General features: G+C 37.8%; 29 protein-coding genes and 2 pseudogenes. 15 read left to right on the forward strand and 16 right to left on the reverse strand.

What is annotated here, in order from left to right:
• Window positions 1–66 precede the first annotated feature (66 nt).
• The 4 genes from WAE57_RS06320 to WAE57_RS06335 all read right to left on the reverse strand — a co-directional run bounded on the left by WAE57_RS06320 (window position 67) and on the right by WAE57_RS06335 (window position 2,550).
• The gene (locus WAE57_RS06320; RefSeq protein ID WP_337709320.1) at window positions 67–699 is read right to left on the reverse strand and encodes an SOS response-associated peptidase family protein; all 633 of its coding nucleotides are present in this window, start codon (window positions 697–699) and stop codon (window positions 67–69) included.
• A gap of 191 nt (window positions 700–890) precedes the next feature.
• Window positions 891–1,142: a hypothetical protein gene (locus WAE57_RS06325; protein ID WP_237788506.1), complete on the reverse strand. Its 252-nt coding sequence runs from the start codon at window positions 1,140–1,142 to the stop codon at window positions 891–893.
• Between the two features lie 233 nt (window positions 1,143–1,375).
• Window positions 1,376–1,543, reverse strand: coding sequence for a hypothetical protein (locus WAE57_RS06330; RefSeq protein ID WP_337709322.1), 168 nt, complete (start codon window positions 1,541–1,543; stop codon window positions 1,376–1,378).
• 140 nt (window positions 1,544–1,683) lie between these two features.
• Window positions 1,684–2,550 carry an SDR family oxidoreductase gene (locus WAE57_RS06335; protein ID WP_337709324.1) on the reverse strand — a complete coding sequence of 289 codons (867 nt, stop codon included), beginning with the start codon at window positions 2,548–2,550 and terminating at the stop codon, window positions 1,684–1,686.
• A 343-nt stretch (window positions 2,551–2,893) separates the two neighbouring features.
• Between WAE57_RS06335 and WAE57_RS06340 the strand changes: the two genes are divergently transcribed.
• From WAE57_RS06340 to WAE57_RS06360, 5 genes are all read left to right on the forward strand, one after another.
• Window positions 2,894–3,103, forward strand: a complete 210-nt coding sequence (locus tag WAE57_RS06340; protein WP_337709326.1) for a hypothetical protein — start codon at window positions 2,894–2,896, stop codon at window positions 3,101–3,103.
• Window positions 3,104–3,194: 91 nt separating this feature from the next.
• A complete protein-coding gene (locus WAE57_RS06345) occupies window positions 3,195–3,392 on the forward strand; it encodes a hypothetical protein (protein ID WP_086176793.1) in 198 nt (65 codons plus the stop codon).
• A gap of 195 nt (window positions 3,393–3,587) precedes the next feature.
• Window positions 3,588–3,710 (forward strand): hypothetical protein, encoded by a 123-nt coding sequence (locus WAE57_RS06350; protein ID WP_269091878.1) that lies wholly within the window; start codon window positions 3,588–3,590, stop codon window positions 3,708–3,710.
• 738 nt (window positions 3,711–4,448) lie between these two features.
• The gene (locus WAE57_RS06355; RefSeq protein WP_237788509.1) at window positions 4,449–4,625 is read left to right on the forward strand and encodes a hypothetical protein; all 177 of its coding nucleotides are present in this window, start codon (window positions 4,449–4,451) and stop codon (window positions 4,623–4,625) included.
• Window positions 4,626–4,734: 109 nt separating this feature from the next.
• Entirely contained in the window at window positions 4,735–4,902 is a 168-nt protein-coding gene (locus WAE57_RS06360; RefSeq protein WP_337709329.1) for a hypothetical protein, read from the forward strand.
• Between the two features lie 73 nt (window positions 4,903–4,975).
• On the opposite strand, the gene WAE57_RS06365 is transcribed toward WAE57_RS06360, so the two are convergent.
• From WAE57_RS06365 to WAE57_RS06375, 3 genes are all read right to left on the reverse strand, one after another.
• Window positions 4,976–5,416 (reverse strand): META domain-containing protein, encoded by a 441-nt coding sequence (locus tag WAE57_RS06365; RefSeq protein WP_337709331.1) that lies wholly within the window; start codon window positions 5,414–5,416, stop codon window positions 4,976–4,978.
• A 262-nt stretch (window positions 5,417–5,678) separates the two neighbouring features.
• Window positions 5,679–5,885: a hypothetical protein gene (locus WAE57_RS06370; protein ID WP_337709333.1), complete on the reverse strand. Its 207-nt coding sequence runs from the start codon at window positions 5,883–5,885 to the stop codon at window positions 5,679–5,681.
• Window positions 5,886–6,345: 460 nt separating this feature from the next.
• Window positions 6,346–6,882, reverse strand: coding sequence for a hypothetical protein (locus WAE57_RS06375; protein WP_337709335.1), 537 nt, complete (start codon window positions 6,880–6,882; stop codon window positions 6,346–6,348).
• A 664-nt stretch (window positions 6,883–7,546) separates the two neighbouring features.
• Here WAE57_RS06375 and WAE57_RS06380 point away from each other — a divergent pair.
• Window positions 7,547–8,704 (forward strand): MFS transporter, encoded by a 1,158-nt coding sequence (locus tag WAE57_RS06380; protein WP_337709337.1) that lies wholly within the window; start codon window positions 7,547–7,549, stop codon window positions 8,702–8,704.
• 100 nt (window positions 8,705–8,804) lie between these two features.
• On the opposite strand, the gene WAE57_RS06385 is transcribed toward WAE57_RS06380, so the two are convergent.
• On the reverse strand, window positions 8,805–10,229 hold the full coding sequence (locus tag WAE57_RS06385; RefSeq protein WP_337709573.1) for a diguanylate cyclase: 1,425 nt from the start codon (window positions 10,227–10,229) through the stop codon (window positions 8,805–8,807).
• A gap of 315 nt (window positions 10,230–10,544) precedes the next feature.
• Here WAE57_RS06385 and WAE57_RS06390 point away from each other — a divergent pair, with 315 nt between their 5' ends.
• The gene (locus tag WAE57_RS06390; protein ID WP_086176751.1) at window positions 10,545–11,024 is read left to right on the forward strand and encodes a hypothetical protein; all 480 of its coding nucleotides are present in this window, start codon (window positions 10,545–10,547) and stop codon (window positions 11,022–11,024) included.
• A gap of 85 nt (window positions 11,025–11,109) precedes the next feature.
• Here WAE57_RS06390 and accC read toward each other — a convergent pair whose 3' ends face one another.
• From accC to WAE57_RS06410, 4 genes are all read right to left on the reverse strand, one after another.
• Entirely contained in the window at window positions 11,110–12,474 is a 1,365-nt protein-coding gene (gene accC / locus WAE57_RS06395; protein ID WP_237788515.1) for an acetyl-CoA carboxylase biotin carboxylase subunit, read from the reverse strand.
• A 17-nt stretch (window positions 12,475–12,491) separates the two neighbouring features.
• A complete protein-coding gene (accB, locus tag WAE57_RS06400) occupies window positions 12,492–12,908 on the reverse strand; it encodes an acetyl-CoA carboxylase biotin carboxyl carrier protein (RefSeq protein ID WP_086176753.1) in 417 nt (138 codons plus the stop codon).
• Window positions 12,909–12,924: 16 nt separating this feature from the next.
• The gene (aroQ, locus tag WAE57_RS06405; RefSeq protein WP_237788516.1) at window positions 12,925–13,380 is read right to left on the reverse strand and encodes a type II 3-dehydroquinate dehydratase; all 456 of its coding nucleotides are present in this window, start codon (window positions 13,378–13,380) and stop codon (window positions 12,925–12,927) included.
• 236 nt (window positions 13,381–13,616) lie between these two features.
• Window positions 13,617–14,933, reverse strand: a complete 1,317-nt coding sequence (locus WAE57_RS06410; RefSeq protein ID WP_337709342.1) for a Y-family DNA polymerase — start codon at window positions 14,931–14,933, stop codon at window positions 13,617–13,619.
• 347 nt (window positions 14,934–15,280) lie between these two features.
• On the opposite strand from WAE57_RS06410, the gene WAE57_RS06415 reads away from it, so the two are divergent.
• Window positions 15,281–15,424: a hypothetical protein gene (locus WAE57_RS06415; protein ID WP_171262914.1), complete on the forward strand. Its 144-nt coding sequence runs from the start codon at window positions 15,281–15,283 to the stop codon at window positions 15,422–15,424.
• 136 nt (window positions 15,425–15,560) lie between these two features.
• On the opposite strand, the gene umuD is transcribed toward WAE57_RS06415, so the two are convergent.
• Complete coding sequence (gene umuD / locus WAE57_RS06420) at window positions 15,561–16,181, reverse strand: translesion error-prone DNA polymerase V autoproteolytic subunit (RefSeq protein ID WP_337709344.1); 621 nt, start codon at window positions 16,179–16,181, stop codon at window positions 15,561–15,563.
• Between the two features lie 127 nt (window positions 16,182–16,308).
• Between umuD and WAE57_RS06425 the strand changes: the two genes are divergently transcribed.
• From WAE57_RS06425 to WAE57_RS06455, 7 genes and pseudogenes are all read left to right on the forward strand, one after another.
• The gene (locus WAE57_RS06425) at window positions 16,309–16,674 is read left to right on the forward strand and encodes a hypothetical protein (RefSeq protein WP_237788519.1); all 366 of its coding nucleotides are present in this window, start codon (window positions 16,309–16,311) and stop codon (window positions 16,672–16,674) included.
• A 188-nt stretch (window positions 16,675–16,862) separates the two neighbouring features.
• The gene (locus tag WAE57_RS06430) at window positions 16,863–17,120 is read left to right on the forward strand and encodes a hypothetical protein (protein WP_337709346.1); all 258 of its coding nucleotides are present in this window, start codon (window positions 16,863–16,865) and stop codon (window positions 17,118–17,120) included.
• 4 nt (window positions 17,121–17,124) lie between these two features.
• Window positions 17,125–17,874, forward strand: coding sequence for a zeta toxin (locus tag WAE57_RS06435; protein WP_337709348.1), 750 nt, complete (start codon window positions 17,125–17,127; stop codon window positions 17,872–17,874).
• Between the two features lie 234 nt (window positions 17,875–18,108).
• Window positions 18,109–18,525: pseudogene (locus tag WAE57_RS06440) on the forward strand (YeeE/YedE family protein).
• Window position 18,526: 1 nt separating this feature from the next.
• Entirely contained in the window at window positions 18,527–18,949 is a 423-nt protein-coding gene (locus WAE57_RS06445; protein WP_337709350.1) for a DUF6691 family protein, read from the forward strand.
• Window positions 18,946–19,725, forward strand: a pseudogene (locus tag WAE57_RS06450) (MBL fold metallo-hydrolase); the annotation flags it as partial. The gene WAE57_RS06445 and the pseudogene WAE57_RS06450, both read left to right, overlap by 4 nt.
• A 172-nt stretch (window positions 19,726–19,897) precedes the next feature.
• A complete protein-coding gene (locus WAE57_RS06455; protein WP_337709352.1) occupies window positions 19,898–20,662 on the forward strand; it encodes an alpha/beta fold hydrolase in 765 nt (254 codons plus the stop codon).
• Window positions 20,663–20,703: 41 nt separating this feature from the next.
• Here the strand turns inward: WAE57_RS06455 and WAE57_RS06460 are convergent, their stop codons facing one another.
• From WAE57_RS06460 to icmH, 3 genes are read right to left on the reverse strand one after another with little or no spacing between them, the layout of a single operon-like run.
• Window positions 20,704–21,669, reverse strand: coding sequence for a M15 family metallopeptidase (locus WAE57_RS06460; RefSeq protein ID WP_337709354.1), 966 nt, complete (start codon window positions 21,667–21,669; stop codon window positions 20,704–20,706).
• Complete coding sequence (locus tag WAE57_RS06465) at window positions 21,666–22,274, reverse strand: hypothetical protein (protein WP_337709356.1); 609 nt, start codon at window positions 22,272–22,274, stop codon at window positions 21,666–21,668. The genes WAE57_RS06460 and WAE57_RS06465 overlap by 4 nt, the downstream gene beginning before the upstream one ends.
• A 24-nt stretch (window positions 22,275–22,298) precedes the next feature.
• The gene (icmH, locus tag WAE57_RS06470) at window positions 22,299–23,105 is read right to left on the reverse strand and encodes a type IVB secretion system protein IcmH/DotU (protein WP_337709358.1); all 807 of its coding nucleotides are present in this window, start codon (window positions 23,103–23,105) and stop codon (window positions 22,299–22,301) included.
• Window positions 23,106–23,110 lie beyond the last annotated feature (5 nt).

Consider the following 23,110-nt stretch of genomic DNA (forward strand, 5'->3'; position numbering starts at 1 on the left):
TTGAACATTTTTTGATTTATGAAAGAGATCTAATAGAAATGCTGCGCTACCAGCAAATAATAAATATTAAAGTTGAGTTACTGCTGTACGATTTTTGGGTACAGCAAGATATTCATCCTGCATTTCAAAGAAGAATTGATTTGCTTCATCAGCGTTGCTATTCAACCAATCCATCCTGGCATTTTCTGGAATGACGATGACCGAGCGCTTTTCATCTTTGGGTGTGTGAAATTGCTTCATAAAAGGATGATGGTCAGCATTGATGGTCAGCAGGCTCATAGATCGTACCGGTTTATTCTCAATGATTGCATTTTCATAAATGGCGGCGAGGGTAAAGGGCAGTCCATCTTTGCGGAAAATCGCATACCAGTGCGGTTTGCCATCTATATATTTGGGCTCGAAGATGGCATCGACAGGTACCAAGGCAAACTGATTTTTATGCCATGCATGACGAAAACTGGGTTTACTTGCCACGGTTTCAGTTCTGGCATTATAGGTGTGACGAGCATATTTCAATTCTTTTGCCCAAAAAGGAATAAGACCAAATTTGGCAACATCCCATTCAGGTTGATCTGCACCATGCATTAAAATTGGAGCATCATATAATGGGTAAATATGATCAGGATATTCAAACTGAGGCTCGGAAAGGCCTAGCAGAAATGCTCTATTTTTTTTAATTGCTTCAAAATTTGCGCACATGGAGCTGTCTCTGAATTTTTTCTTGATTATCATTACAGCAAAAAAAATTCCTCCTCATGATTAATCTTACAAATTTAGCACCATTCATATTAAAACCAGTAATACGCTGTTTTAAGGTGCGAACAAGTCTGGACGCAAACTGAGCAGCCAGTGAATAAAGCACTCGGTCAGATCAATATGCTTGGTCTAAATTAAGGTGAGTCATATTCATATCTATATAAGTTTATTTCGGCATGGATAAATATCTCTCCATAATGCGTGCTTAGAAAAGTTTCGGCTTCAGTTTGAGTAATGAAAATTTTTGCCATATTTATATCAATTGACCAATACCATGGGCTGGCAAAGGCCAAATCCAGATCCGACATTTGCCAATTATGGCAGTCATCAAATTGATCTCGATAAGCGAGAAAGCTTTGATTTTTTTTTATGCAATAGAGTGTCATGGTATTCACCCCTTTCACGGGTAAATTAGGATTTTAAAGGAGCAGATTCATTGAAACTTTTAAAAATTGTGAACAGCAAAAACACAGATATTAAAAGCCAATGATAATCATGCTGTTATATTTTTTTGTAATGACATTATCCGACAAGCGGTAAAATAGCTCAACTAGATGTGCCGATTAATCAAATAAAGCCCTGACGTGAGAGCTTTATGAAATTGCAGGATCAATATTTTTTAATGGTGTCTTTTTTTCTTGCCACCACCATCTTGTTTATTTATGGTAGCCCAAGCAATGCGTTCCGCATCATCTTCGGCAAGTCCACGTTCTTTTTCACTGTCCTCAATATGTTTCGCTTGTCGCTTCTGCTTCTCTGTATAAGCTGATTTATCGCCTCTAGGCATAATGTATCCCTCTTTAGATTTACAGCTTTATTTATTTAAGCAAAAAAAATTTATGATGGGTAATAATATGTCGAGCTTTGGTGTGGGATTTGATTCCTCATGATTCAAATGATTTACAGCGTTCTAACTGTTTAAATGGTTTAGCCATTAATAATCGTACCGCCATTTACATGAATGACTTGACCTGAAATATAACTGGCTTCATCCGAAGCAAGAAATAAATAAGCTGGAGCGACTTCGCTGGGTTGTCCCATTCGTCCCATGGACGTTTTTTTACCAAAATCTTTTAATTGCTCTTCATCAAAACTGCTCGGAATGAGAGGCGTCCAGATTGGACCAGGTGCTACTGCATTGACCCGAATACCGGTTTTATTTTTCAATAAATTTGTGGATAGGCTACGGGTAAATGAAGTAATTGCGCCCTTGGTACTGGCATAGTCAATCAGCAGGTCATGGCCATGATAACTGGTGATACTGCTGGTATTGATGATTGAATCACCTTGGGTCATATAAGGGATCACCATCTGAGTTAAGTAAAACATGGATAAAATATTGATTTCAAAAGTTTTAAAAAGCTGTTGGGTATTGATGTCGGTAATATATTTTTGCGGATATTGAACGCCGGCATTGTTAATTAAGATATTGATTGTTTTAAATTTTTGAAGTGTTTTTTCGACTATCCTGCTTATTTCATCGTGATGCTGTAAATCGCATTTCAACAGCAGGCAACGGCGACCTTCTTTTTCCACCATTCTCTTGGTTTCTTCGGCATCTTGATCTTCTTCCAAATAGCAGATGGCAATATCTGCACCTTCGCGTGCAAACAACACTGCGATTGATCTGCCAATACCGCTATCACCGCCGGTGATCAGGGCAATTTTGTCTTTTAATTTATTGCTTCCTTGATAGTTGGGTTTGATGACTTCTGGTTGAGGATGCATTTGCGATTGAATACCCGGTTGATGGGCTTGGACTTCTATTGATGGGCTTTTTGGATATTTATACATATTCTTTCTGCTCCACTATTTTTTAAATGCTTAAAATATATTAGGAGCTTTATGAGAGGGATTTAGATGGAGCAAACATTAAATAACACAATGCATGAGAAAATTATCAATGCTTATATAAAGGACCTTTTACATTTAAATTCAGTTCAGAAATATCATCTATTTAATAACCATTTTAGAGATCAAATCATATTTTAAGTTTTGGCTTTACCACTGAGCAGTGGAATATTATCTCTAAAATCAAAGATCATTCAGGTTACATTAGAGCTAACAAAGTAAGCCATACATTAACATCTGATTCCTTATGATAGAGATCAAACTATAAGTCAAAGGCTAGAATCTTATGATCAGAATTAAAAACCCGGCATCAGGTGAAGAACGAATGATTAACAAGGTCTTGGGAGATGAAGCCACCTTGGCCAATGCCGAAGATCATGCCGGTTATTATGATATGGAGAATAATCAGTTTATTCCCAAGCTGAATGAAACCAATGAGCTGATTGGTTTTGTGACACACTCGGATCATGCTGTTTTATGGGAAATTGTGAGATAACTTTTTTATAAACTTTCTAAGAGAATTTTCTAAACCTACTTTTCCAGTCTGAGCACTGTATTGCCTAAAACTATGCTTTATAATGCTGCGCATGAATAGAGCATACCGAAACAAAGTTGAATTTTCTCTCATCCATTGGACTGTAGAACAGGATGGTTATTTGATAGAAAACCATTCTCTGAGTTTAGCCGAGTTACAAAAACGACTTCCATTTACTGAAGATCAGATCATCCAGCGAAAAGAAAGACTGGGTTTGTTTAGAAGAGAAAGGCAGTTAAAAAGACTTTAATGCTTATCATAAAGCCAATAAACGGAGATGACTGAAAATCTATTTAGTTTATTATTCAATGATCCCGATCATCGGGGTAATCCTCAAACACATAATTTCATTTTTTAAGTCTTTTTACATTTTTGCTGTAAATGTTGAACGGTGAAAATGTGTCATTCTTATATCCTGAATGATCCAACGACACAAGGATAAGACATGAAAAAAATAGTATTAATAAGTTTGGTCATCATGCTTGGCTTAACTGCATGTCAACGCGATACCGATAATGATCAGCAAGATCAAACCACATCTCCAAGCTCCATGGATAAAAACAAATAAACCTTAAGCCTGCTGACCAAGTGGGCTTTTTACATACCGATCTGTCGAAATAATAGAATGATTGTAATTTTGCATTTTGATATATTTTGCTAATGTCACGGTGCTTCAATTTATAGAAAATAACGCCCCAGCAATTGGCTGTCGTTTCTACGCTCACTCAGCGTATTCGTATTTTTACCTACCGATTATGTAGGTATTTTTTATCTTTTTATTTTGATATTTATCATTTTAGTACCCATATTATTAAGTAGAGATAGTTTTTCTCAACTAGGTGGGTGAGGTTAAATTTATGTTTAATTCTCTTCGTAAATTCTTCTGTCTACATGTGTATGAATACAGCTGGGATCATAAGCATGGATATATTCAGGAATGTCGTAAATGTGGAAAAAATGATTAACTTCATTTAATCCCAAAGAAACTGTTATGCCATTTAAAATCTGAAAAAATTTAGATGATGAGTTTTTATGCTGAACAAGTTTGGTTTATAGGGATGACTTGCACAAAAGCCAAAATAGGCAGTGTTGAGCTTAGAGAGCAATAAGGAAATCATATCGCCGAACGTTTTTATAAGCGTTGAGTAATCAATGTCAATGTGCTTGAGACTGTCTTTTTATAGATCAACTGCATAGATGAATGCAATTTACATTGAATGAAATTGACACAAAGTTAAGATTGGCTCATAAAAATTAAATAGTAAATTAATTAAATTATATAGACTAAACAGAGGGTGAAAATAAGATGGCTACTCGAGAACCCATGCAATTCAGTCAACATAATCAAGAACCCAATAAGCCAAATCAGCAGCAACAAGAAAATCCAAAAACTAATCAACAAAATCAGCAACAAAATCCGCAGAAGCAACCCAACCAGCAAAATGACCATCAACAAGAACATTTCCGCAGACAACCGAAATAAAATTGAGCTTTCATCTTCCTAAACTTTCACATAAGAAGAGAAGATGTAGCTTCAATTTTTTGCAGATATTGTCTTATGGCTATTTTCTTTATTTATAAAGGTAACGATTATGGATTCAAGACAAATAAAAATGATCCTTGGTGTGGTTGCAGTGATTGTTATTGCTTTAATTCTTTATTCTATATACGAAAGAAATAAAGATGAAATGGGAGGCATGCCGGACAGACAGGGTAACTCAATGTCGATTCCTAATAATGAACCACTCATCAATGTATAAACTAAGATAAGCGTAAAGCAACTCGCAAAACTTTAAATCAATAATAAGCCCTCAATCGAGGGCTTATTGATATCTATTTCATATTCTTAAACTTAAGGACTACACGATGATTGCGATCGAATAACTTTAATTCATGGTTGGTCGCCTCATAGCTGACAACCTGGGTTAGAGCTTGTGCAAACTTTTGCGGTAAGTCGGTTGGATTTAAACAGGCTTTCTCTGTAGTGGCTAAATTGGAAAATTTAATTTGGGTATCTTGTACAGCATAGCCTCCCATAAATTGGTTGCAGCCATCACTACCGCTGAGTTGGCTATTATCAAAACTGAGCATTGGAACGGCAGATAAAACAGGATCAGCTTTATACTTAACTTGATTGATTTCAGTCATGACCCAGTTTTTGTTTTGTAATTTTGCTAAATGCCTTTCAGTAGAGGGATTTGGCATGGAGGAAGTACAACCTGTCAAAACCATAGAGGCCGCTAGGCTGGTTGCTATCATCATTTTACTTAACATTTGCTTTCTCCAATTGATTTACTTTTTGAATTGTGAGGCAAACAACAGATGATGATTTTATAAAAATTTTCTTAATTCATTTGATTATTAACCAATAATCCACATAAATTAATCGAAAAATACACATGGATGATTGGACATAAGGGAAAGCATAGTGCCATTGTAAAAGCCCTCAAGTGAAGGCTTTTTTACAGTAGGTTAATTTTTATTAAGGAAGTTGTTATGAAGATATTTTAACCATTCTAAAGTGTCTTCTTTTTGATTATTTCGAAGTATTTTTAACCTCCAGTTTTTTACATTCCTCATTATTTTTGCAATTTTTAATTTCCGCCACATTTTTAGTTTGACTTGCTATTTTTTGAGGCTTAGAAGGAAAATCTAGAGTAGGGATGACCTGCATTGATGCTAAGGTTGAAACAGACGTGAATGAAGATAAAACAGCTAAAATACAGTGTTTTGAACCGAACATAATATTGCCTTGAAAAATAAAATAAAAATTAGTAAATTTAGCTATTAAATAGCGATTTAATTTAATAAAAATTATTATGAGTTGAATATCACCAAAACTTGGTATTTTTTATTATATGGAGTAGTTATTATGTCTAATATAAAACATATTGACTTTTATTAATTTTAATTTTTTAATAGAAAAAATTAAAGAAAATATAACCAATTTTTATAAAAATAACTCATATATTTATCTATGTATGAGTTAAAGCTATATATTCATAAATAAGTCAAAAGGGTAGAAAAAAATTCATATTTCACTCGAGTTAATCTGCCTTGCCTTATTGATTCAAAAGATAAGATGAAAAGGTATTTAATTATGAGGGTAGGGAATTAAAGCATAATGCAGATGCTAATTCTGTGCTGTTTAGGGAGCGGTATTGGTATTATTAAAAGTCACTCAAGTGAGGGCTTTTCTTTCCTTAATGAGTGGGTGTGTGAGCAGCATACATAGATTCTAAACTTTCATGAACAATTAGCATGGCTGATATTTTGGCACATTTACCCTTGTCATCTTTAATGTCAATCATCCATTTTTCTACAGCATTAATCATATTTTCACAGAAAAAATTAACATCAATAGTTAGGATATCTCCATTTCGCATATATTTTACAGACCCAATAGACATAAAGTTAACTGATATGGCTGGCTTATCTGCATACTGAAGTGTTTTTGTTTGGTGCTTAATAATATTAGTACCTTGGTGTAAAAAAGAGCGACGAGCCGCATAACACTCTGGAGCACCAAATATTACATTGTCCTTCTCATGGTGTAATATTTGCTTATAAGTGTCAGCTAAATACTTATTAAACCATATACAATATTTCTGCCCACTTGTCTTATTATATTTATCATCTACCGAAGCACAAATATCTGGCAAAGTAAGAGCCATAGCAATAGCTCCAAAATAATTACTGGTTTTTAGTGAAAGTTTTATTGAATCTAAATATTGCTGCATAAATCCCATTTTTAAATATTTTTACAATTAAATTTAAATATAGATCAAAATCCTATAATTATTTTCAGTGCTTAAGATGCTCAAGAAAGTGCTTCATCTATCCATTTTAACTATCAACGTGAGACCAAAACGAACCAATACGATTATCATTAAATCTTAGACCTATAGTTTTTTAGATAAAATAATCTGTTGCTGTATTCTGGTATGCGAGATGAACCCTGGCTGTAATGCTTCTATCGGGATTGTGGTTTATTGCACAATGTGGTTCTGGATTCTCTACAAGGAAGTAACCTTTTGTAATATTTAACCATTTCATAAAAATTTCCCTATTTCTTAGCATGTGCTCAATGTAAAAGTAGAGATAAGTTTTTATACCCATTTTTTTAATTTATTCAGAATAAGTACGATAAAAGTGTAACTTATATATTTAAGTTACTGCTTAAAAAATATAGAAAAGTTTTCAAGTATGAGCTTTTTTATTCTTGTAAAATTTATTCTTCAACTTCTGAGAAGTTCGTTTTTATATCTGTAGTCTACAAATTTTAATAAAAATTTATTTTTTAAGATTTTTAGACTCTTGAAGTACAAGTACAGGCAATCATATGCAAATATATGCAACCATGAAAGAAATTAACTTATTGATAATGCAAGGATATGCAAGCTAATGCAACCTATTGCAATACAGCATAAACTAAGTGGATTCTACTTCTTCTATTATTCCATTGTTGGTACTTTCATGCCTTTTTGGAGCCTGTATCTGGAAGATCAGGGCTTTAATTATCAAGAGATCGGATTGTTATCTTCAATCGCAATCATTACCCGCTTTTTCGCGCCGTTCATTTGGGGATGGCTTGCCGATAAGTCAGGCAAAAGAATGTTGTTGGTACGAATTGCGACCTGGATGGAATGCTTTATTTGGTTCATGATTTTTCTGGTTCCAAATACCTTCCAGTCAGTAGCACTGCTAATGCTGATTTTCAGCTTTTTTCAAAATGCTATTTTGGCGCAATTTGAAGGGGTAACTTTATTCTGGTTGGGCGACAAGCGCACTCAGCTGTATGGAAAAGTAAGAAAATGGGGCTCTGTTGGTTTTATTATTGGGGTGTTTGGGATTGGGGCTTTACTCGAAATTGTTCCGATTTCTATGCTTCCCCTGATGTTGTTGTGCATTGCATTTTTGGCTTTCCTCTGGTCTTTCAGCATTAAAGAGCCCAGTAGCGCTCCACAGTCGCAACAGCAATTAGAGCCACTCTTGCCCATATTAAAACGACCCGTAGTCGCTGCATTTTTTGCAATAGAGTTTGTTTTATTATTTTCTCATGCGCCATTTTATAGCTTCTATAGCAATTACTTGCATCAGGTTGGTTATAGCACCACTGAGATTGGTCTGTTGTGGTCAGTTGGGGTGGTTGCAGAAATCATCATGTTTGCCTTTGCGCATATTTTCCTAACCCGATTTTCATGGCGTAGCTTGGTCAGTTTGTGTTTGGTTTTAACGGGTGTGCGTTGGGTTGTCGTGGGATTGTTGCCTGACTTATTTATGGCACAGTTTTTAGCCCAGAGCATTCATGCTTTTAGTTTTGGCCTGTTTCATATGATTGCCATGCGCATTATCTTTCAAAATTTTTCAGCGGGTCAGCAAGGCCGTGGCCAGGCCATGTATAGCACCATGTGGGGCTTGGGAGTTGCCCTGGGAAGTATTTTGGCTGGAAAATATTGGCAAGTGATTTCTGGAGAGATGGTTTTTGTGCTCGCCGGGCTTTCAACTATTGTGGGTTTGCTGTTTGTACGCTGGCTACCGAAATATATTCAGCAAGCCTAAAAAGGCCTTTAAAGAAAAGTCAGTATTCTATGCCCTGTGTTCAAGATTGTGGCCATGATGCTGCCTGTTATGGTTTTAGTCAGCTAGCTAAGGGTTTCTATCAAGAAGCAATGGTGATCTGATTTCGTCCCAAAGCTTTTGAGCGATACAGGGCACGATCCGCCAGATTAATAATATTTTGCAAGCTCAGCTCGGTGGGTAAGCTCTGATGGGTAATGCCAATACTGGTGGTAATAAATAATAAATCTCCCTGAGGGAGTTGCATTGGAGTTAATTCAATTTTATTGCGAATTCGTTCAGCAATGGCTTGGGTTTCTTGCAAGGTAGTGTTCATCATTAAAATCAGGAATTCTTCACCACCTACACGAGCAAAAAGTTCATTGCTACGGATATTATCTTCAACCAATTGCGAAAAATGTTGGAGTACCAAATCACCAGTATGATGTCCATATTGATCATTCATTCTTTTAAAATGATCCAGGTCAAGCATCACCAGTGAGACTGAGTGGCTTTTAGCCTCACTTAGATATCGTTCACCTTTTTCAAAAAGGTGACGTCGGTTAATGGTATTGGTCAAACTGTCGTGATTGGCCAGATACAACACTTTTTTATACAGTTCACGGCGGTTACTGGTAATAATGCACAGAACTAGGGGGGCGAAACCCAGCATACATAAACCAATACGCACAGAAATAGTGGTTGATAAATATGCCGAGGAGGAATCGGATAAATAAAAATAAGTCAGACTATGATAAGTTACCAAACATACAATGCTGTTAATGATGGCAACGATGAAAATAGGATAACTTAAAGCAGCCCAAATTAAGGCAGCCAGAGGATAAAGCAAGGCACCCGGTCCAGTGAAAATATGGGTAAAAGTCACTGAAATAACAATCGCAATCAGTGGTAGCAATTTGGTCAAATGAAATTGATTCAGCTTAATATTTTTTAAATATTTTCCCATTTCCTTTAATGTGGGGAAAAATAAAATAATCGGCAGAATGGTAATGCAATTGATGATTTCACCTGCCCACCACATGCCAAAATCAATCCCAAGACGTTGCGTAGACATGAAGGTATTAGAAAGATAAGGCACAGTCGCAATAGCAAACAAGGCACTGGCCAGGCAACCACCCAGGGCACAAATGGTAAATAAATATAAGAAGGTAAAACCTTGATTATAGTTTCGATAATTTAATTTCCAGTATTGGATAAAAAATAACGAAATTATCACGTTAATCAGATTTGCGAGGCTAAGAACAAAGGTCAGCAGCAAAAAGTTACCAGTCAGCAGATCTGCCAGCATATAACCACTAAACGCACCTAACCATCCACCTAGGGTTCTTAAATGCTTAAAACGTAAAAATAATCCCAGCAAAACTGCATTTGCAGGCCATAAATAGGCTAAAAAGGTAACAGGTCTGGATAGAATCCCGCACAAACAGCAGCTCAGGACCACAGCGCCAATAATGAAAAAGGCAGGGGCATGTTGCCGTAACGAGGATAATTTAGATGAGGTTAGCAAAGTATGCAAAGATCACGTCCTTGTCACTCTAACATGGCGACTTAGTCAGAAGGATTAAAAAATTATTTTGCTATACTCTTAATTAAATTGAAATATTTTCAAGACGAATGAACATTTATTGTATAGCTGTATCGTTATAAGTGGAGATTGTTATTTCGGTATTAGTCGGAAAGAATTGATTCTTTTTAGCTTGGCCGATTACTTTTTTGGGTAAATTCAGCTTGAAATTATATTGTTGTAATATGGTGATAAATACTGGTTTTTCATAAAAATATGCTAAGTTATAGCAAAGGATTTTTAGCACTGAATTGATGTATGAAAAAAACATATTTTACAATTTTACTTACATTGTGTTCATCAGTTGCGATGGCAAATGACAACCAAGCTGTAGTTGCAACAGAAGAAACGGATCGAGCTGAAAATTCGAATACCATTCGTATTGTGACTCGTCCAGAAATTGTTGGCTTATGGGGAATGCAAGTGGCCAACAATAATAAATGTATTGAATATTATAATTTTAAAAGTAATAACAATGTCATCATCAAAAGTGGTCAAGAGTGGTCATCTGGAATTTATGACTTTCAGCCGGCTCAAGAGGAGCGCTCTTTATTGTCTGCACTGGTTTTGCAGGTAAAGTATGACAATAATGAAAAAGATTGTTCGGGTCTGCAGGAAGACCAAACCGGAGAAATTTCCCAATATTTTGTGCAATGGAAGAATCCATCGACCATTAATTTCTGTAGTAATGACAAGGCAGAACAATGCTTTGCCACATTACACCGTGTGCTGCCTTAAATTACTATTTATATTTTTTATACATAACTTTCAGCATATTAAAAAACCGCTCATAAAGAGCGGTTTTTTAGTCTTAAAGCTTTGTTCAAGAAGCTTCTTTATAGGCTTCTAGTTTTTTCAATAAGTGTTTTTCCAGATAATGAATATCCATGGCTTGAGCACAGAAATTTTCATCTTCCAAAATTAAATCTCGATGCAGCGGAATGTTGGTTTTAATTCCGGTCAAGATCATTTCTTCTAATGCCTGTTTCATACGGGCAATGGCAGTCTCACGATCTTTACCATGGGCAATGAGTTTAGCAATCATTGAATCATAGTAAGGTGGAATACTATAGCCTTCGTAAATATGTGAATCTAAACGAATACCGGCACCACCTGGAGTGTAATAGTGCTCGATTTTGCCTGGAGATGGAAGGAATGTGGTTGGATCTTCCGCATTGATACGGCATTCCATGGCGTGACCACGACATTCAACATCAGCCTGTTCAATCTGTAGGCCAAGCCCGCCAGCAATAAGCAGTTGTTGTTCAATGATGTCGATACCAGTCACCATTTCAGTGACTGGATGTTCAACCTGAACACGGGTATTCATTTCAATGAAGAAGAATTCATCATCTTCAAACAGGAATTCGAATGTACCGGCACCACGGTATTGCATCATTTTACATGCATTCACACAGGCTTCTAAAATTTCAGCACGTGCTTCTTCAGGTAAGCCTGGTGCAGGCGCTTCTTCCAGTACTTTTTGATGGCGACGTTGCAGTGAACAGTCACGATCATACAGGTGAATCGCATGGCCATTACCATCTGCCAAAACCTGAACTTCGACGTGACGCGGTTTTTGCAGGAAGCGTTCCATATAAACCGTGTCATCACCAAACCACATTTCAGCGTCACGTTGTGCCGCCTGAACTGATTCAAGTAAGGTGTCTACACGTTCAACAATACGCATACCACGACCACCACCACCAGAAGCAGCTTTAACAATCAGCGGGAAGCCAATTTCTTTTGCTTCTGCAAGGGCGTTGTGAATAGTCACTGCATGGTCACAGCCTGGTACTGTCGGCACGCCGGCTTTTTTCATGGCAATAATGGCAGAGACTTTATTCCCCATCAGGCGAATATGTTCTGGACGTGGACCAATAAAGACAAAACCAGAATTTTCTACAATTTCTGCAAACTCGGCATTTTCCGACAAGAAGCCATAACCTGGATGGATGGCATCTGCACCGGTAATTTCAGCAGCAGTAATAATTGCCGGGATGTTTAAATAGCTTTCGCTACTTGCACCCGGACCGATACATACAGCTTCATCACAAAAGCGTAAGTGCATCAGGTCTTTATCGGCATCGGAATAAATACCTACGGTTTTAATTCCTAAAGTTCTGCAAGCCCGGGTGATGCGTAAGGCAATCTCACCACGGTTTGCAATCAAAACTTTTTGCAACATTGTAAGTCCCCGTGGTCTTAGGCGCGATAGCGGAACAAAGGTTGACCGAATTGAATTACTTCGCCGTTTTTCACCAGAATTTCTTCAATCACGCCGCTTTGAGTCGCTTCAATCGGGTTCATGATTTTCATGGCTTCAATAATACCCAGTGTTTCACCGGCAGAAACGGTCTGACCCACTTTAACGAATGGTGCTTCGCCTGGGTTTGGTGCAGCATAGAACACACCAACCATAGGAGAGTTTTCAACTGCGCCGCGCGGTGTTTTTGCGACCGGTGCTGCAGCTGCGGCTACAGGCATTGCAGGAACAGCTGCTGCTACCACTGGATTGCGACGGGTTAAGGCGATGGATTGATCACCTTCTTTAACTTCAATCGCTTGTAAGTCAGACTCAATCATCAGGTCGATGAGTTTCTTGATTTTACGAATATCCATGAGACAGTATTCCTAATTATGGTTGCGTAGAAGGTTGGATTTTGTCGATGGCGAAGTCCAGTGCAGCGGCATAACCTTTTGCACCTAAACCACAAATCACGCCAACGGCTTTATCGGATAAATATGAATGATGTCGGAATGCTTCACGTGCGTGTACATTGGACAAATGAACTTCAATAAAGGGAATGGCAACACCTAGAAGCGCATCACGTACTGCAACCGAGGTATGGGTTAATGCTGCAGGGTTAATAATGATGAATTGAACGCCTTCTTTTTGTGCCTGATGAATTCGGTCAACAATGGCGCCTTCCCAATTGCTTTGGAAGGTATCTAGAGAAAGAGATGCATTTTGAGCTTGGGCGATGAGCTTTTGATTTATATCATCCAGAGTAAGGTGTCCATAAACTTCAGGTTCACGCATACCTAGTAAATTTAGATTCGGTCCATGAATAACCAAAATGGTTGAGCTCATTCAGCTTGCTCCAATTATAAGTTTGCAAATATACCTTGCAAGATGTCAGCAAAGTTTGCGTATTATGGCATATATTTCCGTATTTCTATTATGAATTGTTTGAATTGAAACGGAAGCTATGTGTCAAAACTGAGCTATATAATGGGAACTTTGCAGGTAATTGGCAATGTTAAAAAATGACATTTTTTATAATTATTACTATTTTTTACATTGTAAACTGAATTGACCAAAACAGTTCATTTATTTTGTGTAACATCCAGCGCAGAGTCATTAATTGTAAGCATTTCTTGCCAGCAGGTAGTATAGCGTGGAGAGCGATGGTGCTGTTTCATATGCCAGGCTGGATTGGCAGAATGATAGCCAATTTGTATGCAATCCGAGCCATAGCGTTGTTGCATTTGCAATAGGGTTTTCATTAAACCCTCACGTTGCTGAATCAGTGCTAAGGGTTGCCATAAGTCATGAGTATATTGTTGCTTAACATGCAAGGCACTAAACATCACTTCCACTTTAATGTATTTCTTATTTTCCTTAAATAAAACATCTATTTGCTTTAATGCTGCAGCATTTAAAACAAGTAAATCATTGCTTGCATATTCCAGACCTAGCGCATGAGAAATACTTTTTTTATAGGGAGGGTTGGAGATCTTTTCATAGAGTGAAACATGTATGCAGGCACACAGTTGCTGTTGCTTGATTAAGCGTTTATGGGCACGGTTGACATGAAAAATGACGGCTTGTTTGATAATTGATTTTTCAGTCAATGCTGCAGCAAAACTTCGTGAAGAAAGGATTCTTTTTGCCGGTGTTGCAGGGTCATCCAGTGCAATACAGGATTGACCTTTTAGTTCACGAATCGTCCGTGCAATCGTCACTGAAAATTGTTTGGCAAGATGATGTTCATTGGCAAAAGTTAAGTCATAGCAACTATAAATTTCATAGTCTTGAAGCTGTTTGCTGATTTTACGACCAACACCCCAAATCTCGCTAGCCGGTGTTTCTAAAAGCAGGCTTTCATAACTGCATAAATCTAAATGAGGTAAATAGCATAGAGAGTTAAAACCACTTCTTTTTTTGGCAAAATGATTGGCCAGTTTGGCTTGGGTTTTAGTGGTGCCAATTCCCATACAGCAGGGCAAGCCAAGCCATTGCTCAATGCGCTGGATTAAGTCTCGACAATATTGTTCTACATCAAAATTTTCTGCATAGCTGTTCAGCTGGATAAAACACTCATCAATGGAATAAGGCTCTAAATCATCAGGATGAAAATGCTGTTCCAGAATCGAAAAAAAGCGCCGTGACATATCTGCGTATAAAGCATAATTACTGGAAAATACTTTTACTCCCGCCGCTAAAGCCCATTGCTCAATTCCATGCCAAGGAATGGCCATACCGATATTTAAAGCCTTGGCTTCATTGCTTCGAGAAACCACACAGCCATCATTATTCGAGAGCACCACCACAGGTTGGCCATTCAAATGAGGATTAAATACCCGTTCGCAGCTCACATAGCAGTTATTGATATCGATTAAAGCAAAAAGTTGTTGGGCCATTTTTATTCTTGAAATTGTAACGTTTTCAAGATTAGAATAATCAAATCACTCAGTAATTTCAAATTTAAAAAATGAGGATAATCAAGAGCGCATTCGATAAAGAGCTTGAGCAGCCTGTAAGCTTCAGTGTAATTACAGTTAATAGCGTAAAGATCAGATTTAATGATGCATTAAAAATCAGTAAATTAATATTTTGATCATTACAATGAATTAAGTCGATACAGTTTGCGGGTTGGTTAAGTAGAAATATCCGTTAGATTAATAAGAGTCGTAATACATACGGCATATCCTAGTAATCTGATTGAGCAATCAGAATCTAGTCATCAATGCAAAGGATGGATATGAAAATGGCTAATCAACAACAATCGAATCCGCAAAGCGAAAACCAAAAGCATCAACAGCAGCAACAACAGCAGCAAGACAATCAACGTCAGCAAAACCAAGGCAATCAACGCCAACAGCAGCAAAAAAACCCTCAACAGCAAAAATAATCCTCAGCCAAGCTGAGGATTCAATAAAAAGCCCCAAGTAAACTTGGGGCTTTTTATTGGTCTATTTTGAAAGGTAAAAATTGTGACCTGTTTGGGCTGCGTATTAATCCATAAGGGATACCGGCCATAAGAGGTATTAGCGTAATTTTTTTAAAATACAGGTCACCACACCCCAAATAATCAGCTGTTCTTCACTGTGCAAATAAATATCCGGATATTCCGGGTTTTCTGCTTTTAACCAGATATTCAGTTGCCCATTTTTCTGTTTTTCTATCATTAATCGTTTAACGGTAAAGTCATTATTGATTAAGGCCAGAACGATATCGCCGTGTTCTGCCTTTAGGCTACGGTCAATTAAAATCTGGTCATCAATGTCTATGCCTGCATTTTTCATCGACAACGAATTCACGCGTAATACAAAGGTACTTGAGGGGTTATGCACCAGGTAGCGGTTTAAATCGATAAAGTCTTCCGCATAATCCTGAGCCGGAGAGGGGAAACCGGCAGCGACTGACTCCAGAGGATAAGGAATATCGAGCTGGGTCTGAATCTGTATAGGATGCAGTTCAATCTTCTGACTTCGGTCATCTGCAGGTTTGGGTTTTAACCAAGACTTGATTTGCAGTATTTTAGATTCTGGCACTCGCATCACCACGGTTTTTTCTTGATATTGGGTTTTACGGCCGGCATTTTTGCGTTTGCCGCCGTGACCATGCTCAGTGCTTATTGTGGATTCTGTAGTATCGTGAAGTTTCATTTTAATCTTTTTTGATTTTGTAACTTTTTCAAGCTTAGCAAAAAATACTTAAAATAAAAAGTTTAGCTATGCTAAATCGTTCTAAGTTAAACTGTCGCTATTCGGTTTTATATGCCAGAGAAGCGCAATGTCAAAAAATTCCCAACAACTTTCACCCTTAGAAGAACTGATTGCAGAACAAAAGTTATTGTGTGAGGAGTTTGATTCCGCCTATATTCAGGTAAGTGGTGATGATGTGGTAGCCATTGCGGTGCAAACTTTAAATAAAGAACCGATTGTCGGGATTCGTAAAAAGCCAGAAACGGATGAAAATATTGGCTGGTTTATTTACGGTGGCGAGTTGGAAGCAGGAGAAGACTTTTTCCAGACCATGACCGTTCGAGAGTTACAGGATATTTTACCTGAAGCGCTACCATACCTGGCTTTGGCTGAAGGTTTCCGTTTTATGATTGATCGTGAAGACTATGAAGATGTCTGGAAAGAAGAACAGTAATTCATGAGCCACTTCATCAGTGGCTTTTTTACAAATGGAATTTAAACTCAGCGTTCTGAATAGAGGTATTATTCCCCCAATAAGCTGACTGCAAAGCGTTACATTTCTATGTTGGTGTATTTATAGACAATTATTGCGGCTATGTTAATATAATAGGCAAATACACCTTGTGTAACGGGAGTTGTTCCATGGCAGCTTATACCATCATGAAAGCAGGCAAATATGAGGATGACATGATTCCTAAACTTGCCATACACGCTTTCCGTCATGCCTTTAACAAAGCATGTGCGGCAGCAACGGTCGTTTACGCAAAAGATCAGCAATTGCTACAACACGAAGTCAATGGACAAGAAACCGTGATTGCTGATTTGCATCAAGCCTACATTAGTGTTGATCATCTTCCTCAGGTTTTAAAACGCAAGAGAAAACAAGAGGCTGCTGTATAACTGAATGCCTCAACCAAGAATAAGGATGTTTGCCGGTCCGAATGGATCTGGAAAAAGTACCGTCAAAGAATATTTATTGCCCCATCATATTGGGGCTTATTTAAATGCCGATGACTTGGAACACAATCTGCGCTCGAGTCAGCGACTGGATTTAATGGCCTATCATCCTGCATTAAAAGCCCAGCCTTTAGTTGCTTTCCTTAAACAGAAAAAACGTCCTCAATCCCGGCAGCTGGTTGCTTTACTGCAACAAGAGCCTAGCGTAGTCGATGACTGGAATATCCAGTTTCATGCATCAGAAATAGATTCTTATCTTTGCGCACGGATTATTGACTATATTCGGCTGGAATTTTTGCGCTTAAAAATCAGCTTTACTTTTGAAACAGTAATGTCGCATATCTCTAAGGTTGAGTTTTTACAACAAGCACAGCGGCAGGGGTTTAAAACCTATTTATATTATGTTTCTACGGTAGACCCGCGAATTAATATTGCCCGGGTTAAATATCGGGTGAGTGTAGGTGGACATCCTGTTCCCGAGCAAAAGATTGTGGAACGTTATTACCGCAGCATGGATTTGCTCATGCAGGCGATCGATGCCAGTGATCGTACCTATTTGTTTGATAACTCTTCTAATGGCGAAAAAGCGGCCTTTATTGCCGAGATTGAAGCCGCTGAAACATTGAAAATGAATCCGGCGCTTGAGCAATTGCCGTGGTGGTTTGCAGAAAAAGTACTGCAAGATTTTATGGAATAATTTATAGAAGAATAATTCTTTATCTCAAAATTGCTTCATATAAAGATTATTGTGTTTAAACAAGCTGAAAAAAATCAAACAAGATTTAACCAGATCCGATATTAGCCTACGTCGTGTAAAGCGTATAGTGATTTATTAAACAAGCAACTCCATATTTAAGCTGCAAAATTCCATATTTTAAATATATTTTAATATGTAATATAAAAATATATATTGTTTCTAGGGCATTCATTTATGCATGATTTTCTGCTCGCATTTCTAGGTGGAATTCTTCTCGGACTATCGGTGGTGGGATATCTGTACGTGAATGGTCGTATTTCCGGAGTCAGTGGCTTAATAGCGCAAGTTCTTAGCCCGCAAGCCCAGTTTAAAACGCCAGCATTCTGGTTTTTATTAGGATTATTGGGAGTGCCATTTTCTATGGCATGCTGCATGCCCCCGATATTGAAATAAAAGCCAGTCCTCTTATGTTGATTATTGCCGGATTGTTGGTAGGGTTTGGTACACGTATGGATTCAGGGATGTACCAGTGGACACGGGATTTGTGGCATTAGCCGACTGTCTAAACGTTCAATAATGGCAACCCTGGCCTTTATGTTTTCCGGATTTGTGACGGTATATATCATCCGTCATGTAACAGGAGCATTCTGATATGAAAAACATCTGGGCTTTTATCTTCGGTGGTTTATTTTCAGTCGGACTCATGTTATCAGGTATGTCTAATCCTAAAAAAGTATTAGATTTTTTAGATTTGTTTGGTCAATGGGATGCAAGTCTGGCCTTTGTTATGCTGGGTGCCATCGCCGTGGCATTTATTCCATTTCAAAAAGTGGTACATCAACAGGCACCTAAAACAGTGTATGGAGATGCCATTGATTTACCTAAAAACAATAAGATAGATTCTAAATTATTGATAGGCAGCTTGATCTTTGGAATCGGTTGGGGGATTGCCGGAATTTGTCCTGCACCCAGTCTGACTTTAATTGGTTTGGGATACTATCAAGCCCTTTACTTTATAGCCGCCATGTTTGCGGGCATGCTGATTCAGCGCCAATTGATGGGAAAACATGTATGATGCAGCATCCACAAGTTCAGCACTTTTTTGATCAGCAGACCAATACCTTTAGCTATGTAGTGACAGATCCTTCCAGCCTGCGTTGCACCATCATCGATAGTGTGCTGGATTATGATGCGCCGTCAGCCACCACTAAGACCACACAGGCCGATTTAATCATCGACTATGTCCATCAAAATAGCCTAAGCGTAGAATGGATTTTGGAAACCAATGTTCATGCTGATCACCTTACTGCATCACAATATTTAAAAGCACAATTAGGCGGAAAAATTGCCATTGTACAGGAAACCTTTAGTGCGATTTATAATCTGGACATTAAATAACTTTAATGCCAGTCAAACCTTTGATCATCTGTTTGAAAATGGAGAACCGTTCAAAATAGGGGAGTTGGCAGCCTATAACATTCCTACACCAAGGCACACACCCGCGTATTTAAGCTATGTCATTGGTGATGCGGTATTTGTAGGCGACACCTTGTTTATGCCGGATTACCGCACAGCACGCTGTGATTTCCCCAAGGGCAGTGCAGCTACTTTATTCGACTCCGTTCAAGCGCTTTACCAGCTGGATGATCAAATCCGGGGGTTCCTCTGTCATGATTATTACCCGAAGGTAGAAAGGAATATCGCTGTGAAAGCACTATTCAAGAACAAAAGAAAAATAATATTCACCTGAATGAGCACACTACAAAAGCAGATTTTGTGGAGATGCGTAACCGCCGTGATGCTACTTTGTCCATGCCTAAACTGATTTTACCTGCCATTCAGGTCAGGATTGGCATTCTAATCTCTTTTACTCGATATATCTTAATAAAATACCAGTCCTAAAATGCCCTATCTTGTAAAATAGCCTAAGCAAAAAATATAAGCTTAAAATGGCAATTGATTAAATGCCTATTATCGTCAAAGATAACCTATCTAAAAAGTTACCAAGGTCATTCCCAAAGCCATGATTTTAAATCACCAAATTCATCACAATGAAAGCACAACAGAAAAAACACCACTCGTTTTTATTCATGGTCTTTTTGGTAGTTTAAGCAATTTAGGCATGCTGGCTCGTGCATTTTACCCATCACATCCGGTTATTCAGCTGGATGTACGTAATCATGGTTATTCAGCACATTCATCTGAAATGAATTATGCCGTAATGGCGCAAGATATTTTAGAAACCTTAGATGCATTGAATATTCAAAAATTTTCACTGATTGGCCATTCAATGGGTGGGAAAATTGCCATGCAACTGGCCAATAGTGCAGCTGAGCGATTAGAGCAACTGGTGGTTCTGGATATGGCGCCATTTGCGTATCAGGAAAGTCATCATGACCAAATTTTTAAAGCTTTATTCGCAGTAAAAAACGCACAGATTGAAAGCCGACAACAGGCGACCCAAATTATGCGTGAATATTTAAATGAAGAAATGGTTATCCAGTTTTTAATGAAATCCTTTAATAAAGGGCAATGGTTATTTAATGTTGATGCATTATTTCATCATTATTCAGAGATCTTGGATTGGAATATTATTCAGCCATGGCAAAAAGAGGCACTGTTTATTCGTGGAGGTAAGTCAGCTTATATTAGTAAAGATGAACATTTTAATGCGATCAAGCAACAATTTCCGCATGCCAAAATTCAGGTGATTGATGATGCAGGTCATTGGTTACATGCTGAAAAAACTCAACAGGTTCTGGATGAAATGAACCAATATCTAAACTAAGTTCTCATGCACAAAGTAACAGCCAAATTTTAATCTGGCTATTACTCAAAATCTTCATTGCCATGCTTGGCTAACAGTTGACCTTCAGCAGTTAACTGTTCAGCCACTGCAGCTGTTTTTCTAAGTCCGGGCATGCGATATTCACTATGTCCATAATCTTGAATGGATGTCCAGCGGCCACCCCAGGTTAAACCGACCGATTCCGCAACTGTTCCATAGAATTGATAACCTTGCATTGCCCAAGGATCCCGTTCTGAAATAATCACTTTACCGTTACGCTTAAATGCAATATCGGCAGCTAAACCAAATTGATGATAACTTTGAAAAGCTCTGGCACGGGTAATATGACTATTTCCAGCCAGGGAATTCTGGCGCTCTGGACTACGATAACCCTCCAATAAAACCATTTCATAACCATATCGTTCTTGCATGATTTTAAATACCATTAATAAACGTTGTTTATAACGTGGATTCATTTTGTGCCATTTACGATCAGCGGATAGCAGGTCGGTATAGGAATGTTGCCTATGCACATCTTCAATATTGGAGTTAAACTTCTCTGCAGGAATACTGAATTGAGTAGATTCAGCATTTACAGCTGTATTCACCGCTTCTTCGATTAATGATTGTTCCACTTCGGCGGGTGGCGAAAGCATTTGCCCATCGAGCAAGGCATAAATTTGCGGATCAACTTCTCTTAAATAATTGGCTTCAATTCTGGTCGGGTTTATGGGACGAGTAAAAGCGAAAATCATGATGCTGGAAAATAGCAAAAAACCTGCAACAAGAATCCACCATTGCTGTAAATGCCAATGCGATTGTAGTTGTTCTGGTGCAGCAGCATTATTTAACTGTTGAGCAAAATGCTTGGCCAAATAGAATTTTTTCTTACTTTGTGGAATAAAGACAAAAAATAAGTCTTGTACTTTAATGCGTAAATCATAAGAAAATAACCATGCTAGACTGCAAGCTAACAAGATAAAACCAATAAAAATAACAAGAGTCATGGAGAGACGGCGCTTTCTGGGTGTATGACTGGTGTTTTAGTCTCAGAGATTGTTATCGAAGCTTGCGGAAGTTCATTTGGTTCTACTTCTTTTACTGCATGTTTTATCGAAATTTCAGGTAAATTTAAAAGTATAGGCTTTGCAGTGGAGACGGGTATTACGATTTTTGTTGTCGTTTTAGCCGCAGTCTGGTTATGGGATGAATGCTGCTGTGACCGAACTTGGCTATACATAGCATTAGGATGTTTTACTACGGATTTTAATTGAGGTTGAGGAAATTCAAGAGGATGATCGTTCTCTTGTTCAGGTTGATGGATTTGAAGATTAAATGGGTTAGCAGGTATTTCTAAGTCGGTCGAAATTTGCTGCTTATTTCCATTATTTTCTTTATTTCTCCCGACATCTTGCTCGAAAAGATCTGGGTGACCAGATACAGAATGATGCTGAGTTTCTTGATGATCTAAACTGTTTAAATAGCTATATCTTACAGTCGCACTAAAAATAATGCCGACACGAAAGCCTAAAATTCCATAGCACACTGCTGAATTATATTTATTTTTCGCAGGCTGAAATATTCTTAAAGAAGTGGGTTTTGGATTTGCCATTTGCTAATTTTCTTTTTTAAATTTTTAGGGTAAATGAATCGTGATATAGGCCTGTTCAGCGGGCTGGCTAATAATGTTCTGGTAAAGCGCTAATGATTTATCATTTTGATTTGAAAGCATAAAATTCAAGGATACAAATGACAATAAAGCAAAAAATACCAAAAATATTAAAATCCAGAAAAAGGGCAATTCACGATGAATGATATGTTTAATTTGATCAGGCAAAGCAGCAAAGGGTGAAAAAGAGGCTTTTTTGCCTTTTAAAAAGTCAATTTCATCGCCAACTCGTGCCACCAGATGATTTAAACTTTGTATAGATTCAATTCGAAATTTGCCGTGAAAGCCCAGTAGCATACAATAATGAAAGACCTCTAATGCTGCGAGGCGATCTTTACCCTGACGGCGAAGTGATTCCAAAATTTCAAAAAAACGATAGCCTGCCAATTGAGAACCAAAAAGGCTTAACTGTAAAGGACTGATCATCCAGTTATTTTGTAACTCAAAAAATTGCACATCTTGTTGCGTTACAATAGTTTCATCCAGTAATGCGCAATATGCATATTGTGCGTCATGAATATCTTCTGCTGAAAATTGCAGTTTTCGCGCCTGATTTTCAAAATGATTTAACAGATTTAAAATTTTGTCCCGAAAATCATCTGGATGGGCCGGAATATATTGATTCTTCAATAAAAAAACCACATAGAAACCATCATGCAATAAATCAACAAGATTAGTTGCACTCGTCGTTTTAGTTTGAGTTTCCGTTGGGTTTAACCCGAGGCCTATTTGGCCATCATCAAATAGTGAAGGCGCAGGATTATTGACATTCATATATT

Source organism: Acinetobacter sp. NS-4 (genome assembly GCF_037402435.1).
GTDB lineage: Bacteria > Pseudomonadota > Gammaproteobacteria > Pseudomonadales > Moraxellaceae > Acinetobacter.

What these genes read in the sequence shown, in the direction of transcription:
- WAE57_RS06465 (WP_337709356.1), bottom strand. Translation starts at nt 22,274, where the DNA reads ATGGCAAATCCAAAACCCACTTCTTTAAGAATATTTCAGCCTGCGAAA.
- WAE57_RS06360 (WP_337709329.1), top strand. Translation starts at nt 4,735, where the DNA reads ATGGATTCAAGACAAATAAAAATGATCCTTGGTGTGGTTGCAGTGATT.
- accB (WP_086176753.1), bottom strand. Translation starts at nt 12,908, where the DNA reads ATGGATATTCGTAAAATCAAGAAACTCATCGACCTGATGATTGAGTCT.
- WAE57_RS06335 (WP_337709324.1), bottom strand. Translation starts at nt 2,550, where the DNA reads ATGTATAAATATCCAAAAAGCCCATCAATAGAAGTCCAAGCCCATCAA.
- WAE57_RS06445 (WP_337709350.1), top strand. Translation starts at nt 18,527, where the DNA reads ATGAAAAACATCTGGGCTTTTATCTTCGGTGGTTTATTTTCAGTCGGA.
- WAE57_RS06390 (WP_086176751.1), top strand. Translation starts at nt 10,545, where the DNA reads ATGAAAAAAACATATTTTACAATTTTACTTACATTGTGTTCATCAGTT.
- icmH (WP_337709358.1), bottom strand. Translation starts at nt 23,105, where the DNA reads ATGAATGTCAATAATCCTGCGCCTTCACTATTTGATGATGGCCAAATA.
- aroQ (WP_237788516.1), bottom strand. Translation starts at nt 13,380, where the DNA reads ATGAGCTCAACCATTTTGGTTATTCATGGACCGAATCTAAATTTACTA.
- WAE57_RS06460 (WP_337709354.1), bottom strand. Translation starts at nt 21,669, where the DNA reads ATGACTCTTGTTATTTTTATTGGTTTTATCTTGTTAGCTTGCAGTCTA.
- WAE57_RS06455 (WP_337709352.1), top strand. Translation starts at nt 19,898, where the DNA reads ATGATTTTAAATCACCAAATTCATCACAATGAAAGCACAACAGAAAAA.
- accC (WP_237788515.1), bottom strand. Translation starts at nt 12,474, where the DNA reads ATGTTGCAAAAAGTTTTGATTGCAAACCGTGGTGAGATTGCCTTACGC.
- WAE57_RS06435 (WP_337709348.1), top strand. Translation starts at nt 17,125, where the DNA reads ATGCCTCAACCAAGAATAAGGATGTTTGCCGGTCCGAATGGATCTGGA.
- WAE57_RS06375 (WP_337709335.1), bottom strand. Translation starts at nt 6,882, where the DNA reads ATGCAGCAATATTTAGATTCAATAAAACTTTCACTAAAAACCAGTAAT.
- WAE57_RS06345 (WP_086176793.1), top strand. Translation starts at nt 3,195, where the DNA reads ATGAATAGAGCATACCGAAACAAAGTTGAATTTTCTCTCATCCATTGG.
- WAE57_RS06370 (WP_337709333.1), bottom strand. Translation starts at nt 5,885, where the DNA reads ATGTTCGGTTCAAAACACTGTATTTTAGCTGTTTTATCTTCATTCACG.
- WAE57_RS06350 (WP_269091878.1), top strand. Translation starts at nt 3,588, where the DNA reads ATGAAAAAAATAGTATTAATAAGTTTGGTCATCATGCTTGGCTTAACT.
- WAE57_RS06320 (WP_337709320.1), bottom strand. Translation starts at nt 699, where the DNA reads ATGTGCGCAAATTTTGAAGCAATTAAAAAAAATAGAGCATTTCTGCTA.
- WAE57_RS06425 (WP_237788519.1), top strand. Translation starts at nt 16,309, where the DNA reads ATGTCAAAAAATTCCCAACAACTTTCACCCTTAGAAGAACTGATTGCA.
- WAE57_RS06430 (WP_337709346.1), top strand. Translation starts at nt 16,863, where the DNA reads ATGGCAGCTTATACCATCATGAAAGCAGGCAAATATGAGGATGACATG.
- umuD (WP_337709344.1), bottom strand. Translation starts at nt 16,181, where the DNA reads ATGAAACTTCACGATACTACAGAATCCACAATAAGCACTGAGCATGGT.
- WAE57_RS06410 (WP_337709342.1), bottom strand. Translation starts at nt 14,933, where the DNA reads ATGGCCCAACAACTTTTTGCTTTAATCGATATCAATAACTGCTATGTG.
- WAE57_RS06355 (WP_237788509.1), top strand. Translation starts at nt 4,449, where the DNA reads ATGGCTACTCGAGAACCCATGCAATTCAGTCAACATAATCAAGAACCC.
- WAE57_RS06330 (WP_337709322.1), bottom strand. Translation starts at nt 1,543, where the DNA reads ATGCCTAGAGGCGATAAATCAGCTTATACAGAGAAGCAGAAGCGACAA.
- WAE57_RS06365 (WP_337709331.1), bottom strand. Translation starts at nt 5,416, where the DNA reads ATGTTAAGTAAAATGATGATAGCAACCAGCCTAGCGGCCTCTATGGTT.
- WAE57_RS06325 (WP_237788506.1), bottom strand. Translation starts at nt 1,142, where the DNA reads ATGACACTCTATTGCATAAAAAAAAATCAAAGCTTTCTCGCTTATCGA.
- WAE57_RS06340 (WP_337709326.1), top strand. Translation starts at nt 2,894, where the DNA reads ATGATCAGAATTAAAAACCCGGCATCAGGTGAAGAACGAATGATTAAC.
- WAE57_RS06415 (WP_171262914.1), top strand. Translation starts at nt 15,281, where the DNA reads ATGGCTAATCAACAACAATCGAATCCGCAAAGCGAAAACCAAAAGCAT.
- WAE57_RS06380 (WP_337709337.1), top strand. Translation starts at nt 7,547, where the DNA reads ATGCAACCTATTGCAATACAGCATAAACTAAGTGGATTCTACTTCTTC.